The organism is Sporosarcina thermotolerans (assembly GCF_042658975.1).
GTDB lineage: Bacteria > Bacillota > Bacilli > Bacillales_A > Planococcaceae > Sporosarcina > Sporosarcina thermotolerans.
In genome coordinates this window covers 114,017-133,819 of sequence record NZ_JBHSRM010000015.1, presented here as the reverse complement: position 1 = coordinate 133,819, position 19,803 = coordinate 114,017, and the positions used below count along the sequence as shown (strand labels likewise).

The window sequence follows — 19,803 nt, the reverse complement described above, 5'->3', positions numbered from 1 at the left end:
TCAAAAGGGGTTTATTGAAATGTGGGACCAACGTGAAATTCAGCAGCAACTTGGGGTTATCAACGGAAAATTAGCGCCGGACCTCATCATTCAAAATGCGACGTACCTTCATTCCATCTTCAAAAAATGGGTGACGGGTAATATTTGGATCAAAGGAGATCGGATTGTCTATGCAGGTGACAGGATGCCAGCAATTACAGAAGGAACTGAAATCGTAGACGCTACGAATAAAAAAATCGTTCCTGGCTATATCGAACCGCATGTTCATCCTTTCCAGCTATATAATCCAGAAACATTCGCAGAGTATGCGGGGCGACTTGGAACGACGACGTTCCTATCGGATAATTTGACGTTTTTCTTGCTCTTAGGCAATGAAAAAGCTTTCAAAGTGCTTGAACAGTTGCGCGAACTGCCATTCTCATTCTACTGGTGGGCGAGATTTGATTCGCAAACAGTTTTACAAGATGAAAAGGAAGTGTTCAACCAGGAGAGAATCGCCGAATGGTTGAAACGTGATGATGTCTTAATGGGCGGTGAATTGACGGGATGGCCACGTCTCATGAATGGTGATCCGGATATAACCGCTTCACTTATTGCGGCAAAAAAAGCCGGAAAAAAAATCGAAGGACATTTCCCAGGGTCCTCAGAAAGAACGCTTGCGAGGATGAAACTTTTAGGCGTCGATGGTGATCACGAAGCGATGACTGTTGAGGAGGTTGAAGCTCGCCTGCAGCAAGGGTTTGCGGTGACGCTTCGCCATTCATCCATTCGCCCGGATTTGCCGCAACTTTTAAATGGGATCCTTGAAAAGGGTCATGATGTGTTCGATCATCTCATGATGACAACGGATGGCTCGACACCTTCATTCCACATGGATGGTGTCATGGATAAATGCATTCAAGTAGCGCTCGACGCTGGCGTTAACCCAATCGATGCTTATTTAATGGCTTCCTATAATATCGCGCGCTATTATGATATCACCGATTTGCATGGTGTGATTGCGACGGGAAGATATGCGACGCTCAATTTCCTAAAGGAGGACAAGAACCCGGTTCCAACTGACGTTCTCTCTAAAGGCAAGTGGCTGAAGCGTAACAATGAACCTACTGAGTCATTCGAGAATGTCGATTGGTCTGCGATTCCAGATTTCAAATTGGACTTCGACTTAGGCGAAAAGGATTTCGAATTTAGTCATTCAGTAGGTATTAACATGGTGAATGACGTCATTACAAAACCATATGAAGTGACAATTGACCTTTCGGTGGACAGATTGTCAGATGAACACGACGAGAGCTTCCTTATGCTCATCGATCGGAATGGAAAGTGGCGAGTCAATACGGTTATTAAAGGATTCGCAGATCATGTTCAAGGATTTGCTTCCTCCTATTCGAATACAGGGGATATCATTTTGATTGGAAAAGATAAGCGAGAAATGTTCCGTGCATTCCGTGAAATGAAACAGATGCGGGGCGGAATGGTGTTGCATGAAGACGGAAAGATTGCAGCGTCAATCCCACTTCCAATCAGTGGAGGATTGTCAGCGGAAAACGTCGAAGTACTAATTGAACAGGAACTGAAATTGAAAAAAGCACTCTTGGAACGGGGATATAAACATGGTGATGCCGTTTATACCTTCTTATTTTTACAATCAACACATTTGCCATATGTACGGGCAACTCAAATAGGGCTTTATAATGTCATGAAGAACGAAGTAATCATTCCATCGAAGGAAAGATAGGAGGAAGTAATGAAGGGGAATATGAGGGGATGGCTTATAGGAATGGCCATTTTGTTGCTGTTGTTGTCAGCGTGTTCGAAAGATGAAAAGGTGGGCGCAGAAGAAAAAAATCCAGAGCCCACGGAGAATGATGAAGTTGAAGAAGTAGTCGAAGAAACTGAAGATGAGGATGAAGTGAACGGATCGCTGCGTTTTCAATCGCCGTTCATAGGTGCGTTAACGGAGGATGAAAATTGGGCCAGACCTGTTCTTGCAACAATCAACAACCACCCGGCGGCCAGACCCCAATCGGGAATCAGCCAGGCAGATGTCGTATATGAATTCCTTGCTGAAGGGAATATGACACGCTTCTTGGCATTATTCCAAAGTGAACTTCCGGAAACGGTGGGGCCAATCCGAAGTGCTCGGGATTATTTTGTTTATTTGTCAAAAGGGATGGACGCGTTTTACGTTGCACACGGTTATAGTCCGGATGCAAAAGCTTTATTGGACAGAAAGTATGTCGATCATATAAATGGCATGCAATATGACGGAACTTTATTCAAAAGATCATCGGACAGAAAAGCACCACATAACTCCTATATTAGCGGAGAGAATATCAAAGCCGCTATGGAAAAAACAAATTCATCTACTGAAATCGTGAAGGTACCTGAGTTCGCCTTCCATGATTCCGTCGAGGATGCACGAGTAGGGGATATTGCAACAATGATCGACATTCGTTTCAGTTCGGATAAAAATTTCATATCCACATTCTCATATGATCCGGAAAATGCAACGTATGACCGGATGGTAAATGGCATCAAAACAATTGATAAATTGAATGACACGCCAGTTGGAGTTTCCAATATCCTCGTTCTTGAGGCAGGCCACCGCACAATCGATAGTGTAGGCAGACTGGCCGTCGATATTGAAAGTGGCGGAAAAGCAATTCTGTTCCAGGCGGGTATTGCCAAAGAATTGGAATGGAAGAATATTGACGGTTTTTTAGTGCCTGTTGAGAATGGCGAGTTAGCTAAATTAGTTCCAGGAAGAACATGGGTCCATATTGTTCCAACTTCGGGAATCTCAAAATCAGTCACTTATACTCCTTGAACGAACGATAGGAAATAGGGGGAAACTTGCATGCAAATAAATAAAATCCGAAGTGAGCAGACAGACAAGCTATTCAAAGCCATATTGGAGTTGAAGGATCTCGAGGAATGCTATATGTTTTTTGATGATCTATCCACAATGAGCGAATTGCAATCGATGGCTCAGCGGTTAGAAGTGGCTCATGCATTGAAACAGAAAAAGACATACGATCGAATCCAAAACGAAACCGGAGCAAGTACAGCAACAATTTCACGCGTCAGGCGTTGTGTTGACTACGGTTCGGGGGGCTATAACACTGTGTTGAACCGCCTCTACCCGGAGCTCATCGAAAATAGCGATAAGAAGTGAACAGGCGGAGAAACGTTCCGCCTGTTTTTTTGGTATACTGTGGGATAGAAGATGACAACGTAATTTGATGGATTAGGTGGTAAAACAATGGATTATAGACAATGGCGCCACGCCTTTAAAGTGGACCCTGCTAAAACTTTGACGGATGATGAAATCGAAAGACTTGCTGAATCTGGAACGGATGGCATTATCGTAGGTGGAACGGACGGAGTAACACTCGAAAATGTCCTCGATCTATTGGTACGCATACGGAGATACTCCGTACCGGTCGCGCTTGAAGTGTCAACGGTCGAATCCGTAACGCCTGGCTTTGATTATTATTTCATCCCGACAGTCCTTAACTCAACAAAGACAGAATGGGTGAATGGCATCCATCACAAAGCCCTTAAGGAATACGGTCATATGATGAATTGGGATGAGGTCATAACAGAAGGCTATTGCATTCTGAACACCGATTGCAAAGCGGCCAAGCTGACAGGTGTACAAGAAGTCCCAGACGAAGAAGATGTCATTGCATATGCACGCATGGCAGAGCATCTCTTTAACTTGCCAGTATTCTACCTCGAATATAGCGGCACTTACGGAGACAAAGAAATTGTCAAAGCCGCCGCCCGTGTATTAGAAAAAACACAACTATTCTACGGTGGAGGTGTCCGTTGCGCAAAAGACGCCAAAGAAATGGCCTCCATAGCCCAAACAGTCATAGTAGGCAACATCATCTATGAAGACATGAAAGCTGCTTTGTCCACTGTAGAAGCAGTGAAAACTGTACCTTTAATATAAGATCTAAATATTTTTAAGAAGCTCCGTTGATTGAAGCGTAGGGCGGCGACTCCTGCGGGAAAAGCGTCAGCAGAAGACCCCGCAACGAAGCGAAGCGTAGTGAGGAGGCTGAAGCGACGCCCGCGGAAAGCGTCCGCCCGAAGCGGAAATCAACAGTGTTATTTATCTTTCGATAATGTATAATAAAGAACAAACGTTCCACGAAAGGCGGGATTACTTTTGAATGAAATAGCAGCAGACTTGCTTGTCGGCATGAACCCGGAACAAGCCCGCGCAGTAAAAAAAACCGAAGGCCCACTCCTCATCATGGCAGGCGCAGGCTCAGGTAAAACAAGGGTACTTACACATCGCATCGCCTATCTGATTGTCGAAAAAAATGTCTACCCTTCAAATATATTAGCCATCACATTTACAAACAAAGCAGCAAGAGAAATGCGTAATCGGATCGACGGTCTACTTGGACCCGGAACAGGCGAGCGGATGTGGGTATCCACATTCCACTCAATGTGTGTTCGTATCCTTCGAAGAGACATCGATCGGATTGGGATCGCAAAAAGCTTTTCTATCCTTGATGGATCGGACCAATTGACTGTCATTAAAAACGTGCTGAAGGAACGGAATATTGATCCTAAACAATATGACCCACGCGCAATGCTTGGCGCAATCAGTTCGGCAAAAAATGAATGCATCGATGCGGAAAACTTTAAGGGACAGATCAATCCGCATAACCCATATGAAAAGACAATTGCAACTGTCTATGAAGGGTATACGAAGAAACTTCGTCAAAACCAATCACTCGATTTTGACGACCTCATCATGATGACTCTCAAACTATTCGAACGCGTACCGGAAGTCCTCGAATTTTATCAAAATAAATTCCAATATATCCATGTTGATGAGTACCAAGACACGAATAATGCCCAATACAGACTCGTAAATATGTTGGCATCGAAATTCAGAAATCTATGCGTTGTCGGTGACTCAGACCAGTCTATCTATAGATGGCGTGGTGCCGATATTGGAAATATTCTTTCATTCGAAAAAGATTATAAAGACGCAACAGTCATCTTGCTTGAGCAAAATTATCGATCGACCAAAAACATCCTGCGAGCAGCAAACGATGTTATCCAAAACAACCGTAGTCGTTACGATAAGAAATTGCGGACAGATAACGCAGAAGGCGATTCAATTACCGTCTACAAGGCTTCTGACGAGCGGGATGAATCCCAATTTATCGTACAAAGAATCATCGAGCTGAAGGAAAGCGAAAATCTAACGCTTGATCAGTTCGCAATACTGTACAGAACGAACGCGCAATCCCGTATGATTGAGGAATATCTTGTGAAATCCAATTTGGATTACACGATTGTCGGAGGCACAAAGTTCTATGATCGAAAAGAGATTAAGGATTTATTGGCTTATTTAAAACTGATTGCGAATAACGATGATGACCTGGCGCTTGCAAGGATTATCAATGAACCGAAACGGAGCATTGGTGCTACATCTTTCGACAGAATGGCACAATTTGCGATTGAGAATGACCGTTCAATTTTCGACGCCTTACAGGAAGTGCATTTCATGGGGCTGACAGCAAGAGCGGCAAATGAAGCAGTGAAGTTCAGAGATATGATCCACGGATTCACACAAATGCAGGAGTTCTTGCCGATCACTGAGTTAGTTGAACAAGTGTTAGAAAAGACAGGCTATCGGGAAATGCTTATACGTGAAAAAACGATTGAATCGGAAAGCCGATTGGAAAATATCGAGGAATTCCTTTCCGTTACGGAGGCATTTGAAAAAAGAGCAGAGGAAGATGAGGGAGACCGCTCTCTCGTTGCATTCCTGACAGATCTTGCGCTTATTGCGGACATCGATTCATTGGATAAAGAAGAGAACCAAACATCCGAAAAAATCGTCCTTATGACGATGCATGCCGCAAAAGGACTTGAATTTTCAGTCGTCTTTGTAATCGGGATGGAAGAGAATATATTCCCTCACTCAAGATCCATAGGGGACGACGAAGAAATGGAAGAGGAACGCAGACTTGCGTATGTCGCAATAACGAGGGCGGAGCGTATGCTTTACTTAACTTGCGCCTCCTACAGGACGTTGTTTGGACGCTCAAGTTATAATAATCCATCACGTTTCATTGCTGAAATTTCAGATGATATCATTGAAGTGACATCGAATAACAATCAAGGCTTTTCATTTGGCGGGTATAGAAGAACAGAAGTGCCTGTTCGAACTGCAGTCAAAAAGCCGAAATATCAATCGAGCGGTGGAGAGAAGATGGGCTGGAGAGCGGGCGACAAGGCGACCCACAAAACTTGGGGAACTGGCATGGTCGTCAGCGTGAAAGGGAAAGAAGACGATCTTGAACTTGATATCGCATTCCCAGAACCAGTCGGCATCAAGCGGTTACTTGCTAAATTCGCTCCGATAGAAAAAGCGTAGGGAGAGGAAAACATGGACCAAAAAATAAATCGAAATGAAGTTGAAAAACGTGTGCGGGAACTCAATAACCTGCTCAAAGAATATGGACATGCCTATTATGTATTAGATAAGCCGGTTGTCCCTGATTCTGTTTATGATCAACATATGCAGGAACTGTTAGCCATTGAGGCGGAGCATCCAGATTTGATTTTCCCGGACTCTCCATCGCAACGCGTTGGAGGGGAAATCCTTTCTAACTTCAGCAAAGTGGTCCATGAATTTCCGATGCTGAGCCTATCGAATGTGTTTAATGAAGAGGATATTCGTGATTTCGATAGACGGGTACAAGCAGGTGCAGGCCATTCCATCACGTATATTTGTGAATTGAAGATAGACGGACTTGCCGTTTCATTAAAATATGAAAAAGGCAATTTCATTCAAGGGTCGACACGTGGGGACGGAACAATTGGGGAGGACATCACAGCGAACTTGAAGACAATCCACGCGATTCCTTTGAAACTGTCAGAACCTATAACAATCGAAGTCCGCGGTGAGGCATATATGCCGAAAAAATCATTTATAAAATTGAATGAAATGCGTGATGAAAACGGTGAAGAGCCATTCGCAAATCCACGGAATGCTGCGGCGGGATCGTTGCGACAGCTTGATCCGAAAATTGCTGCAAGCCGCAACCTCTCCGTATTCATATACGGAATCGGCGGGGATGGAAGTGCGTATGGACAAGACAGCCATTCGGATTCACTCGATTATCTTGCTACACTTGGATTTAAGACGAATACAGGAAGTAAGCGATGCAGTTCAATTGAAGAAGTGATCGAGTATATTGAATCTTGGCAGGAACGCAGACAGGATCTAGATTATGAAATAGATGGCATCGTCATTAAAGTGGATGGCTATGAAGATCAGGAGCAATTAGGATTCACAGCAAGAAGTCCAAGATGGGCGACTGCTTACAAATTCCCAGCGGAAGAGGTTCATACGAAACTTTTAGATATAGAACTGAGTGTTGGTCGGACAGGCGTTGTCACCCCTACAGCGATTTTGGAACCAGTACGAGTTGCCGGAACGACAGTGGCAAGGGCATCCCTTCATAATGAGGACTTGATCCGTGAAAAGGACATTCGGATCGGCGATGCTGTCATTATTCGTAAAGCAGGGGATATTATCCCGGAAGTCGTCAGTGTTCTCCTTGAACAACGGACAGGAATGGAAAAACCTTACGAAATGCCCGATAATTGCCCGGTATGTGATTCCGAGCTTATCCGGATTGATGGAGAAGTAGCATTAAGATGTGTAAATCCTCAGTGTCCGGCACAGATGAAAGAAGCACTAATCCATTTCGTATCTCGCAATGCGATGAATATCGAAGGGATTGGGGAGCGTGTTGTCGACCAGTTGTATACTGCTGGGCTCGTTCATGATGTATCAGATCTATACGCCCTTACAAAAGACCAATTATTATCACTGGAACGAATGGGGGAGAAATCTGCATCGAACTTGATATCTGCGATTGACATATCCAAAGAGAATTCTTTGGAAAAGTTATTATTCGGACTCGGCATCAGACATGTTGGTGAAAAGGCGGCACATATTTTATCGGAAGAATTCGGTACGCTTGAGAAAATTGCAATGGCCGATGCGGATAGGCTTACATCTATACACGAAATAGGTGATAAAGTCGCGGACTCTGTCATTTCATTTTTTGAAAATGAAGATGTCCAGGAAGTGATTGACAAGCTGAAATCATATGGCGTGAATATGATATATAAAGGCCGAATACGTGAGGAGTTACCGACTGAAGGGCCATTTGCTGGAAAGACGGTTGTGTTGACAGGGAAACTTTCGATTTTGACACGTAATGACGCAAAAGAACAAATAGAGGCAATGGGTGGTAAAGTGAGTGGGAGCGTCAGTAAAAAGACGGACCTTCTCATTGCTGGTGAAGACGCAGGATCCAAGCTTGTTAAAGCGCAAGAGCTTGGCATCACGGTTTGGAACGAAACAGAGTTGGTCGATGCGCTCGGCGAAAAGGAGTAATTTTGTATGAAAAGGTTCTTAGCAGTACCCGGCATGGCGGCCGTCCTTTTGTTGGGAGGCTGTCTACCTTCAATCGGCCCAGATAAAGAGGAAGTCATCCAGGAAAATGAAAAGGTCGAGGAAACAGTAATGATTCCCGACGTTCAATTGAAAGACGAGTTTTACAGGACTCTGCTTCCTTTTAAGAAAAGCGCAAGCCGCGGGCTAGTTGTTAACAATATATACACGAAGTATGATGTCCAGGAGTCGGAAGAAGGCCTAATGCGCCTATCTGCCCAGCATTTTGATCCGAAAAATCATTTTTTCCAGGAAGGCCAGTATATCGATAAAGATACTGCCAATACTTGGCTTGCAAGAAGTTCCAACAATGAGGCTGGCTTGAATCCACCGGAAGCAAAGGGCGAGGATGCTGAGGAACAGCCAATCTATCTTGCTCATATATTGGAGCAGAATTATTTGACGATGACGGATGATAGGAAAGTGCACCTATCCGGAATATCCATAGGACTTGCTTTAAATTCAGTCTATTACAGCAGAGATGGTAAACAAACAACCATTCCTGACAAGGAACTTGAAAAGAAAGGCATGGACATGGCAGAAATTATTGTCAGCAGGCTTAGAGCGAAAGAAGGATTTGCAGATATTCCAATAGTCGTCGGACTTTTCAAGCAAGAAAAAAGGAATTCGATTGTTCCGGGCACTTACTTTGCGACAGCTTATGCTGATAAAGGGAAGGCTGCACCGTCTGGATGGAAAGTAGTGAACGAGCAATATGTATTGCTTCCTGCTTCGTCTGACATTGAAAATTATCGTGAGATCAACACGACATTCAATAAATTTAAACAGGATATCGATAAGTTCTTCCCAAGCTTCGTAAACGTAATTGGAACAGGTTTTTTCAAGGAAGATCGTATGCAGTCGCTTCAGATTAATATACCTGTCCAATTTTTTGGGAAGACTGAGATTATCGGTTTCACACAGTTTTTGACTGATCATGTCAAAAAATATTTTCCGAATATCGACATTGAAGTGAGCATCACTACAGTAAATGGTCCAGAGGCATTGATTGTAAAGAAAGCTGGAGAAAAGGAATTTGTTCATATATACGGGTACTGATACCAAAGCAAGCGCCCTGCGCTTTTCGGTGTCCAGCTCCGGGCGCTAAAAGCTCGGGTCATAATTCGAAGATGCTCTGTGGCAAAAACCGCCACGCCACATCTTCGCCTTATGCCTGAGGCCGGCAGGATGCCGGTCATGCAGTCGTTGCCGCAGGACGCGGCGTTCTTAGACTGCGAACCTTTGCAAGCGCCCTGCGCTTTTCTGTGTAACTTTTCAACAAAACAGTTAGATGGTATGATTAGTCGTACAATTGCAGTGGGAGGAAATCAAATGACGAAATTTACCCAAGATGATGTAAAATACTTCGCGAATTTCGCTAAAATCGGCGTGTCGGATGAAGAAGCTGAAGTGTTTGCTGATCTCATTTCCGAATTGGTCGTATTTGGCGATGTGTTGAAAGAAGTCGAAACAGATCACATAGAGCCGATGACTCATCCGTTGCAGCTTGTCAACGTGCTACGGGAAGATGTTCCGCAAGATATTCTTGACCGGGAAGAGATGTTGGCAAGCGTGGAAGAGCATGAAGCCGGAATGATAAAAGTTCCGAATATCCTGTGAGAACGGGTTTTGAGGAGGATGTAATATGACGTTAATGAAAAAGTCGGCAGCAGAACTTCAACAACTTTTACATAATCGGGAAGTCTCTGTCAAAGAATTGACCGAAGATTCATTGCAACAAATTGCGAAGCTTGACGGAAAAGTGCAAGCATTTCTTACGGTGACTGAAAAAGAAGCATTATCCAGAGCGGAATCTTTAGATAATGAACCGATGGAAAATCGTGGCCCTTTGTTCGGACTGCCAATCGGCATAAAAGATAATATCATTACAAAAGGCATCACAACGACATGTGCGAGCAAGATGCTTGAAAATTTTGTTCCAGTCTATGATGCGACTGTCATGAACAAAGTTAACCAAGCCGGTATGGTCAGCGTAGGGAAATTGAACATGGACGAGTTTGCAATGGGTTCAACAACAGAGCGTTCGGCATTCAAGACAACTCATAATCCATGGAATTTGGATAGCGTTCCAGGTGGATCTTCTGGTGGATCAGCTGCAGCTGTTGCAGCAGGGGAAGTACCTTTCTCTCTTGGCACAGATACGGGCGGATCAGTCCGTCAACCTGCCGCTTTTTGTGGTGTTGTCGGGATGAAACCGACATATGGACGAGTATCTCGTTATGGTCTTGTTGCATTCGCGTCTTCATTGGACCAAATCGGACCAATCACTCGAACTGTTGAGGACAATGCGCTTCTTTTGAATGCGATTTCAGGATTGGATCAGTGGGATTCATCATCCTCGCCTATTCAGGTTCCTGATTTCCGTGCAGGCTTGACTGGGGACATTAAAGGATTGCGAATTGCGGTTCCTAAGGAATACTTAGGCGAAGGCGTTGCGGAAGACGTAAAAGAGTCCGTTATGCAAGCATTAAAAGTCCTTGAATCCCTTGGCGCAACTTGCGAAGAGGTAACGCTTCCACATTCCAAATACGCTTCACCGGTCTATTATGCGATTGCTACATCAGAGGCTTCTTCTAATTTTGCAAGATTTGACGGCATCCGATACGGTTACCATCCGGAAGGCGCAAAGAACTTGGAAGAGATTTATTTGCGTTCACGTTCTGAAGGATTCGGAACTGAAGTGAAAAAGCGGATTCTTTACGGAACGTACGCATTGAGCGCGGATCATCATGAGGATCTTTATGTCAAAGCGATGAAAGTCCGTACGCTTATTGCTCAAGATTTTGCTACTTTATTTGAAAAATATGATGTGGTCATCGGTCCAACGAGTGCTACAACAGCCTATAAAATTGGCGGCGCGGTGCAGGATCAATTGACATTGTATGCAAATGACGTATTAACAGTCTCTGTCAACTTGGCGGGCGTTCCGGCGATTTCAGTACCATGTGGTCTTTCTAATGGAATGCCAGTGGGCTTGCAAATCATTGGGAAGCATTTTGATGAAGCGCTTCTTTACAGAGTTGCTCACGCTTATGAGCAAGCGACTGATTTTCATACACAATCTCCATCTTTAGGGGAGGGGAATGAATAATGAACTTTGAAACGATTGTTGGGCTTGAAGTCCACGTTGAATTGAAAACAGATACGAAAATCTTTTCACCGGCACCATCCCATTACGGAGCGGAGCCGAATATGAATATCCACGTCACTGACTTGGCATACCCTGGGACGCTCCCGACAATGAACAAACGAGCGGTTGACTTCGGAATGAAAGCTTCGTTCGCCTTGAATTGTGAAGTCGCGGACGTCATGAATTTCGACCGGAAACATTATTTCTATCCGGACAATCCTGCAGCTTACCAAATTTCCCAAGATAAACGACCTGTCGGCCAAAACGGCTGGATTGAGATCGAAGTTGAAGGGAAAAAGAAAAAGATTCGTATCGAACGTGTTCACTTGGAGGAAGATGCAGGTAAGTTGACGCACACGGATAACGGTTATTCACTCGTCGATTTAAACAGACAAGGAACGCCGCTTATCGAAATCGTTACGGAAGCGGATATCCGCTCACCTGAAGAAGCATATGCATTCCTTGAGAAATTGAAAGCAATCATCCAATATACAGGCGTTTCCGATGTTCGTATGGAGGAAGGGTCACTCCGATGTGACGCCAATATTTCATTGCGCCCATTCGGTCAGAAGGAATTTGGAACAAAAACGGAATTGAAGAACTTGAACTCTTTCAACTACGTACGTCGTGGAATTGCGAATGAAGTTGAACGCCAGGAAAAAATCCTTCTTTCTGGAGGGGAAATCCAACAAGAAACACGCCGTTATGACGAGACGACAGGCCAAACCGTACTCATGCGCGTTAAAGGAAGTGCGAATGATTACCGATTTATCAACGACCCGGATCTTCCTGAAATCCATATCGATCAAGAATGGAAAGACCGTGTGCGTGCTGAAATCCCGGAACTTCCTGACGCTCGTAAAGCTCGTTACGTCCAAGAGTTAGACTTACCAGAATATGATGCACATGTATTGACATTGACGAAGGAAATGTCGGACTTCTTCGATGCAACTGTTGCTGCTGGAGCCGATGCGAAACTTGCTTCCAACTGGTTGATGGGTGAGGTTTCCGCTTATTTGAATGCAGAGCAAAAAGAACTGCATGATACAGCTCTAACACCAGAGGGACTATCTAGTATGATTAAACTGATTGCGGATGGTACTATTTCATCCAAGATTGCGAAGAAAGTGTTTAAGGAACTAATCGAGAATGGTGGAAACGCTGCTGATATCGTGAAAGAAAAAGGTCTCGTTCAAATTTCGGATGAAGGTACGCTTCGCACAATCGTAAGTGAAATTTTAGATGCGAATGAACAATCGATTGAAGACTATAAAAACGGTAAGGACCGTGCTGTCGGTTTCCTCGTCGGACAAGTGATGAAAGCGACGAAGGGTCAAGCTAACCCGCCGTTAGTCAATAAAATCCTCCTTGAGGAAATTAACAAGCGATAACAAAATATGGAGAACGTCCTATGCGAGAAATTTCGTATAGGGCGTTTTTCAAATAAAGCCTCCAAGTCTAGCTTCGGGTGGCAGCCTCTCGGGTCATAAGTCAGCTTTGCTACACGGCAAAAACCGCCGTTTCACAAATCCGCCTTACGCCTGTCGAGGCAAACCGCCACCCTCCGCTTTTGTTTTGCATCCTATTTGATTGTCTTAACGAATAGACTTAAACTAAGGAAAAGGAGTGTTTAGCTATGAAAACTGAAAAACAATATTTTGATGAAGCAATAACGCTAGAAGCGTATATGGAAAAGATGGAGAAGCATAAAGAGAACAGCTTCGGGATCTACGAAAAATTCGAAGTGCCGCAGGACGATGAATTCATTGAAATTTTGAAAGAGAAAAAGCCTAATGTTTTAGTTATAACTGAAGATTGGTGCGGGGACGCCATGATGAATAATCCAATCCTTCGTAGAATTGCAGAAGCTGCTGAATTGGATGTTCGGACTGCCTATCGGGATGAAGATACAGATTTGATTGATATGCATTTGACGAATGGCGGAAGATCGATACCAATTTATCTCCTTCTTGATGATGAAGGGGAAATCCTTGCGAAATGGGGTCCACGTGCTACTGCAATACAGGAGGATGTGCTTGAGCGCCGTAAGCAACTCCCGACGAAGGAAGACCCTGCATTCGACGAAAAGCAACGCGCATTCATTTCGGAACTGATGACAGAATATACGACACAACCCGAATTATGGTTAACGGTCTATGAAGACATTAGAAAAACATTCATGCCGGCACTACAGAAAACGAATTGACGGGTAAAGGGTGCAACATATCTTTAACATAAGGCGTCCTATTGCTGGATCAGTAACGCATATGCAAGTGCAATAATTTGTATGATTGAGAGGGAACATGTATGAAGCGTGCACGAATCATTTATAATCCGACAGCAGGACGTGAAATATTCCGGAAGCATCTGTCTGACGTGCTTGAAAAGCTTGAGAAAGCGGGATATGAAACATCAGTACATGCGACAACCGCGGAAGGCGACGCGACTGTGGCTGCGAAGGTAGCTGTAGAACGCGGTTTTGACGTCATCATCGCCTCAGGTGGTGATGGAACGTTAAATGAAGTCGTTGCGGGTATTTCATCATGCGAAAAACGACCGAAAATTGGACTGATTCCAACCGGAACAACGAACGACTTTGCACGGGCACTGCGCATTCCCCGTGATATTGATGAGGCCGTGGATATCATTATAAAGGGCGAAACAATACCAGTAGACGTCGGGCTTATGAACAAACGCCATTTCATCAATATAGCTGGCGGTGGCCGGATGACCGAATTGACATATGAAGTGCCAAGCAAGCTTAAAACTGTTCTTGGACAGCTTGCTTATTACTTGAAAGGTATCGAGATGTTGCCTTCCTTCCATTCGAGTAATGTGAAAATCGAGTACGATGATAATGTGTTTGAAGGGGAAGCGATGCTGTTTCTCGTTGGACTTACAAATTCTGTAGGTGGATTAGAAAAACTTGCACCTAATTCAAGTATTAATGATGGTAAGTTCACATTATTGGTATTGAAAAAGTGTAGTATTGCTGAATTCATCCGAGTTGTTAGTTTGGCATTACGCGGTGAACACCTGGATGATCCGTTAGTAATCTCATCGCAAGCATCTAAAATAAAGGTCACTTCTTCAGAGGAAGTTCTACTGAATTTAGATGGTGAGTATGGCGGAACGCTACCCGCCGAATTTGAGATTAAATACCGCCATGTTGAAATGTTCGCCACACTTGATCAATTGCGGGAACAAGACAGAATTGTTTTAGACGAAGACGATGAAAAAGCTGCATTGGACTAAGAATCCTTGCAGCTTTTATTTATGTTGTTTTAGACAATAAACTCGATATCTTCATCCTGCCTAGCAGCAAGTTGCGGTAAATTATGAATCGGCATCCATTGGCAATGGAAAATCATACCGTTGTCCTGCCCCTCGCTTTGAACAAGATTATCCCACTCAGTTTCATCGTCTCCTATATAAATAAGATGAAAGATATTCCGCTCATGAATAACATCTTTTCTATGTTCAGGAAAGTAATTTCTTTTATGCACTTTCCCCCTTAACTCCAGTTGCTCACGTCTAATACCGGTCTCTTCTTCAATTTCCCGATATAACGCATCAATGAGCAACTCGTCCCTTTCGATTGTTCCCCCAGGAACTTGCAAACCTGCATCAGGGTTCCCTTTTTGATCGAACACAAGGATTTTGCGTTCGGTGTTTTCCCCTTTTGTAATGTAAGCTAAAACTTTTCGTTTCACTTCCATTGTGCTCATCTCCCTTTAATCCTTCTATTATACAAAACATTCAAATTACTCTCAAGAGTGTTGTTGTCAAAAATAGTTCACGGTTGCTGTGACAATTTTGTTATTTCGATCCCAAAAAGGGAAAAGTAATAAGCGATGGTCATCTTATATAGATACAAGGAGATTTACTCACATAGGAGGCGTATGATCCGTGTATAAAAAACAAGAGAAATGGCTTATGTGGATAGTTTTCACCGTAGCAGGAATAATGTTGTTGTCCATTGTGGGAAGAGTTTTCGGAAGTTGAAGGAGGAATAGTAAATGGGAAATGAAGAAGCTGTTTTTTATTCACGTGTCCTAACGGAATTGACATTAACCTTCCATATCATTTACGCAACAATCGGTGTCGGTATCCCACTCATGATCATGATTGCGCAATGGGTGGGTATCAAAAAAAACGATGAACACTATATATTGCTTGCAAGACGATGGGCACGTGGATTTGTAATTACGGTCGCCGTCGGTGTCGTGACAGGGACCGTGATCGGTCTGCAATTATCCTTGCTATGGCCAAATTTCATGGAGTTTGCCGGGAATGTCATTGCACTTCCACTTTTCATGGAAACATTCGCATTCTTTTTTGAAGCCATTTTCCTCGGTATTTATTTATATACTTGGGACCGATTTGAAAATCAGAAAAAGCATTTACTGCTATTAGTGCCTGTTGCTATCGGCGCATCTTTTTCCGCGGTATTCATAACGATGGTGAATGCGTTCATGAATGCCCCTCAAGGATTCGACATCGTCAACGGAGAACTCGTAAACATCAACCCGATTATCGCGATGTTCAACCCTGCGATGCCTACGAAAGTGGCACATGTCGTTATCACTGCGTATATGACCGCTGCTTTTGTGTTAGCGGCAATTGCTGCATTCCGATTACTGAAAGGTTCGGACCATATTTATCATAAAAAAGCTCTTTTTCTAACGATGAAATTAGGGTTCATTTTCTCGCTCGCAACTGCATTGATCGGAGATTTCTCTGGTAAATACCTGGCGGAGTACCAACCGGAAAAGTTGGCTGCCGCAGAGTGGCATTTTGAAACGCAGGAAAATGCCCCACTCATTTTGCTTGGCGTGTTAAGTGATGGGGAAGTGAAGTATGCTCTTGAAATTCCGTTTGGGCTTTCCATGCTTGCGCATAATAATCCGAAAGCAGAAGTCATTGGTCTGGATCAATTTCCGGAGGATGAAATACCGCCACTTTATATCCATTATTTATTCAACATTATGGTGTTCATTGGTATGTGGATGACAATCCTATCCGCATTGTATTGGATTGGCGTCAATCGTGGATGGAGACGCGTGTCTACCAAGTGGTTCCGTTGGCTTATTGTCCTTGGAGCACCGTTGACAATGATCGCCATCGAATCAGGTTGGTGGCTTGCGGAAGTCGGAAGGCAGCCTTGGATCCTTCGCAAGATTATGCGTGTCGAGGATGCCGCGACGACAAGCGGGCAAGTCGACTTAATGCTTATGCTTTTTGCGTTGCTATATCTAATCCTTGGAGTCGGAAGCATTGTCGTCCTTAGACGAATGTTCTTTAAAAACCCTGTAGAACAAGAGCTTGCTGATCGAGATATAGAAAAAGGCGGTGAAGTACGATGAACCTTGAAATCTTAGGAATCTCGGTTCTTTGGTCATTCCTCTTCGGGTATATCGTCGTCGGTGCAATTGACTTCGGTGCTGGATTTTTCAATGCATATAGTTTGCTGACGGGAAAAGATCGGATCCTGACAAAAGTCATCCAACGCTATTTATCGCCTGTCTGGGAAGTGACAAACGTTTTCCTTGTTTTCTTTTTCGTAGGGATTATCGGGTTCTTCCCGAAGACGGCATTCTACTATGGAACGACATTATTAGTACCTGTCAGCATTGGAGTTATCCTACTCGCGATTCGCGGTTCGTATTATGCATTCGAAACGTACGGGGCACGTGGACATAAAGGGTATTCGTTCATGTACGGCGTTGCGGGATTATTGCTACCTGCATCGTTATCTATCGTCCTTACTATTTCGGAAGGCGGCTTCATCGACATGGTAGATGGGCATCCGGTGCTCGATTATTGGGTTCTTTTCTCGAGTCCGCTGACGTGGGCAATAGTTGTCTTAAGCATCGCGGCAACACTATATATTTCCGCTACATTTCTGACATGGTATGCAAATAAAGCAGGGGACGTCGATGCGACAGACTTGCTTCGGAAATACGCGCTCATCTGGTCGCTGCCGACTATCATCACAGCAGGTGGAATCATTTTCGAGCTACGGAGGCATAATTTCGATCACTATACTAATATCCAGACATTTTGGCCGATGTTCCTTATTTCATTTTTGATGTTCGTAGGAACGGTTTGGCTACTTGCGAAACGACGCAATTATGGTTGGGCGTTCGGATTACTTGCAGGGCAATTCGCATTCGCGTTTTTCGGATACGGTGCATCGCATTATCCCTATTTGCTCTACCCGCATTTAACGATCTACGACAGTTTCACGAACCCAGCGATGGCGATTTCGCTTGTTGTAGTTTTCATCTTAGGTCTTGGTTTGTTGATCCCGTCACTAGTGCTACTTATGCGCCTATTCCTGTTCAATAAAGACTATGTGCGTGGAAAGGATAATTTCCATGCTTAGGAGGGATGAATCATGTCTAATTTTATAATTTTTTATGCACCATTTATTATCCTAATTGCTGCCATTGTCATCGCGTTTCTCGTCGCACCGTTGGACGGTTCTGTGAATAAGAAGGATTAATGGAAAACAGACGTCTTGTGGCGTCTGTTTTTTGCGCCTTGAAAACTTATCGATCATTTCCCGCCGGATATCGATCATTTCCCAGCATTTATCGATCAATTGGGAGGAGTTATCGATCATTTCCCAACTTATATCAATCATTTCCCGAGATATATGGTCATTTCGGGACCTTTGACGCACTGATGTAGGCGACTTCCCTTCACTTTTTTAGACGAAATAATGTTAAACTTGTATCACACGAAATTTGGAGGAAAAATCATGTCTTTTATTGTAAATCAAAACGACCGTCTCACTGTCCATGTTGAGGATTTGACACATGACGGATCGGGCGTTGCAAAAGTGGAAGGGTATCCACTCTTCATCCCAGGAGCATTACCTGGAGAAGATGTTGAAGTCCAAGTCGGAAAGACGTTGAAGAATTATGGATTCGCACGTCTGCTTGATGTGAAAAAGCCATCTCCTGATCGCATCACACCACCTTGCCACGTCTTCTGGGAATGCGGCGGTTGCCAGCTGCAGCATTTGTCATATGAAGCACAGCTCATCCAAAAGCAAAAACAAGTCCGAGACGTCATCGACCGAATCGCAAAATTGCCAGACGTTCCTGTCCATCCCGTTAAAGGAATGGAAGATCCATGGCGCTATCGCAATAAATCTCAAATCCCCTTTGCCGAGCGCGATGGGAAGGTTGTATCAGGATTTTACAAATCCAAAACACATCACATCGTTGATACCGATGTTTGTATCATTCAAAGCGCAGAAGCCGATGAACTGATGTCAACGTTGAAGCATAAAATGCACGAAATTGGACTGGATGCGTATAACGAAAAAACACATCGCGGCATGCTTCGACATTTAATTGTCCGGAAAGGGAAAGCGACTGGGGAAATCATGGTTGTCCTTGTGACCCTTAAAAAGAAATTTCCTCAAAAAGAGGCAGTCGTTGAACTGATCAAAAGCGTTGTACCAGAAGTGACGTCCATCATGCAAAACGTCAATGGCGAAAAAACGAACGTCATTTTCGGAAATGAAACGATTTGCTTGTACGGCAAGTCATTTATCATCGACACGATTGGCGACATCCAGTTTGAAATATCGGCACGTTCCTTCTACCAAGTGAACCCCGCTCAAACTGAAGTGCTCTACAAACAAGCACTTGACTATGCCCAGTTGACAGGTGGGGAAATGGTAATCGATGCATACTGCGGAATCGGTACGATTTCATTGTTCCTTGCGCAAAAGGCGAAGGAAGTGTACGGTGTAGAAATTGTGCCACAAGCAATCGAGGACGCTAAAAGAAACGCAGAATTGAACGGCATTACAAATGCCTATTTCGAATCGGGTGCTGCTGAAGACGTTATTCCGAGATGGTATGCGGAAGGGAAAAGATTTGACGTTTTAGTCGTCGACCCACCACGTAAAGGCTGTGATGAAAAATTGCTTCAAACGATCCTAAAATATAAACCAAAACGGGTTGTGTATGTATCCTGCAATCCAGGAACACTGGCACGCGACTTGCGAATCTTGGAAGATGGTGGCTATCAGACGAAAGAAGTGCAGCCAGTGGACATGTTTCCGCAGTCAAGCCACGTCGAGTGCGTGGCATTGCTGACATTAAAAGAATAAACAACAAAG

General features: G+C 44.0%; 17 protein-coding genes. 16 read left to right on the top strand and 1 reads right to left on the bottom strand.

Annotated features, from left to right (window positions below):
* Positions 1-19: 19 nt before the first annotated feature.
* The 12 genes from ACFPZG_RS13650 to ACFPZG_RS13595 all read left to right on the top strand — a co-directional run bounded on the left by ACFPZG_RS13650 (position 20) and on the right by ACFPZG_RS13595 (position 14,915).
* Complete coding sequence (locus ACFPZG_RS13650; RefSeq protein WP_317941001.1) at positions 20-1,738, top strand: adenine deaminase C-terminal domain-containing protein; 1,719 nt, start codon at positions 20-22, stop codon at positions 1,736-1,738.
* Between the two features lie 9 nt (positions 1,739-1,747).
* Positions 1,748-2,830 (top strand): DUF3048 domain-containing protein, encoded by a 1,083-nt coding sequence (locus ACFPZG_RS13645; protein WP_317941000.1) that lies wholly within the window; start codon positions 1,748-1,750, stop codon positions 2,828-2,830.
* 30 nt (positions 2,831-2,860) lie between these two features.
* On the top strand, positions 2,861-3,178 hold the full coding sequence (locus ACFPZG_RS13640) for a YerC/YecD family TrpR-related protein (protein WP_283733998.1): 318 nt from the start codon (positions 2,861-2,863) through the stop codon (positions 3,176-3,178).
* An 87-nt stretch (positions 3,179-3,265) separates the two neighbouring features.
* On the top strand, positions 3,266-3,961 hold the full coding sequence (gene pcrB, locus ACFPZG_RS13635; RefSeq protein ID WP_283733999.1) for a heptaprenylglyceryl phosphate synthase: 696 nt from the start codon (positions 3,266-3,268) through the stop codon (positions 3,959-3,961).
* 252 nt (positions 3,962-4,213) lie between these two features.
* On the top strand, positions 4,214-6,415 hold the full coding sequence (pcrA, locus tag ACFPZG_RS13630) for a DNA helicase PcrA (protein ID WP_381427641.1): 2,202 nt from the start codon (positions 4,214-4,216) through the stop codon (positions 6,413-6,415).
* A 12-nt stretch (positions 6,416-6,427) separates the two neighbouring features.
* Complete coding sequence (gene ligA / locus ACFPZG_RS13625) at positions 6,428-8,452, top strand: NAD-dependent DNA ligase LigA (RefSeq protein WP_317940998.1); 2,025 nt, start codon at positions 6,428-6,430, stop codon at positions 8,450-8,452.
* 6 nt (positions 8,453-8,458) lie between these two features.
* Positions 8,459-9,568, top strand: coding sequence for a CamS family sex pheromone protein (locus ACFPZG_RS13620; RefSeq protein ID WP_283734003.1), 1,110 nt, complete (start codon positions 8,459-8,461; stop codon positions 9,566-9,568).
* Between the two features lie 273 nt (positions 9,569-9,841).
* A complete protein-coding gene (gatC, locus tag ACFPZG_RS13615) occupies positions 9,842-10,129 on the top strand; it encodes an Asp-tRNA(Asn)/Glu-tRNA(Gln) amidotransferase subunit GatC (RefSeq protein WP_283734004.1) in 288 nt (95 codons plus the stop codon).
* Between the two features lie 25 nt (positions 10,130-10,154).
* Positions 10,155-11,621 carry an Asp-tRNA(Asn)/Glu-tRNA(Gln) amidotransferase subunit GatA gene (gatA, locus tag ACFPZG_RS13610; protein WP_317940997.1) on the top strand — a complete coding sequence of 489 codons (1,467 nt, stop codon included), beginning with the start codon at positions 10,155-10,157 and terminating at the stop codon, positions 11,619-11,621.
* Positions 11,621-13,051 (top strand): Asp-tRNA(Asn)/Glu-tRNA(Gln) amidotransferase subunit GatB, encoded by a 1,431-nt coding sequence (gene gatB, locus ACFPZG_RS13605; RefSeq protein WP_317940996.1) that lies wholly within the window; start codon positions 11,621-11,623, stop codon positions 13,049-13,051. The genes gatA and gatB overlap by 1 nt, the downstream gene beginning before the upstream one ends.
* 245 nt (positions 13,052-13,296) lie before the next feature.
* Complete coding sequence (locus tag ACFPZG_RS13600; RefSeq protein WP_283734005.1) at positions 13,297-13,866, top strand: thioredoxin family protein; 570 nt, start codon at positions 13,297-13,299, stop codon at positions 13,864-13,866.
* Between the two features lie 101 nt (positions 13,867-13,967).
* Positions 13,968-14,915, top strand: a complete 948-nt coding sequence (locus tag ACFPZG_RS13595; protein ID WP_283734006.1) for a diacylglycerol kinase — start codon at positions 13,968-13,970, stop codon at positions 14,913-14,915.
* Between the two features lie 29 nt (positions 14,916-14,944).
* On the opposite strand, the gene ACFPZG_RS13590 is transcribed toward ACFPZG_RS13595, so the two are convergent.
* Positions 14,945-15,379, bottom strand: coding sequence for an NUDIX hydrolase (locus ACFPZG_RS13590; protein ID WP_283734007.1), 435 nt, complete (start codon positions 15,377-15,379; stop codon positions 14,945-14,947).
* Positions 15,380-15,679: 300 nt separating this feature from the next.
* Between ACFPZG_RS13590 and ACFPZG_RS13585 the strand changes: the two genes are divergently transcribed.
* The 4 genes from ACFPZG_RS13585 (at position 15,680) to rlmD (ending at position 19,794) form a co-directional block, all read left to right on the top strand.
* A complete protein-coding gene (locus ACFPZG_RS13585; protein WP_283734008.1) occupies positions 15,680-17,026 on the top strand; it encodes a cytochrome ubiquinol oxidase subunit I in 1,347 nt (448 codons plus the stop codon).
* Positions 17,023-18,048: a cytochrome d ubiquinol oxidase subunit II gene (locus ACFPZG_RS13580; protein WP_317940995.1), complete on the top strand. Its 1,026-nt coding sequence runs from the start codon at positions 17,023-17,025 to the stop codon at positions 18,046-18,048. Before ACFPZG_RS13585 ends, ACFPZG_RS13580 begins: the two co-directional genes overlap by 4 nt.
* Before the next feature lie 12 nt (positions 18,049-18,060).
* A complete protein-coding gene (gene cydS, locus ACFPZG_RS13575) occupies positions 18,061-18,168 on the top strand; it encodes a cytochrome bd oxidase small subunit CydS (RefSeq protein WP_381427617.1) in 108 nt (35 codons plus the stop codon).
* Positions 18,169-18,426: 258 nt separating this feature from the next.
* Complete coding sequence (gene rlmD / locus ACFPZG_RS13570) at positions 18,427-19,794, top strand: 23S rRNA (uracil(1939)-C(5))-methyltransferase RlmD (protein ID WP_283734009.1); 1,368 nt, start codon at positions 18,427-18,429, stop codon at positions 19,792-19,794.
* Positions 19,795-19,803 lie beyond the last annotated feature (9 nt).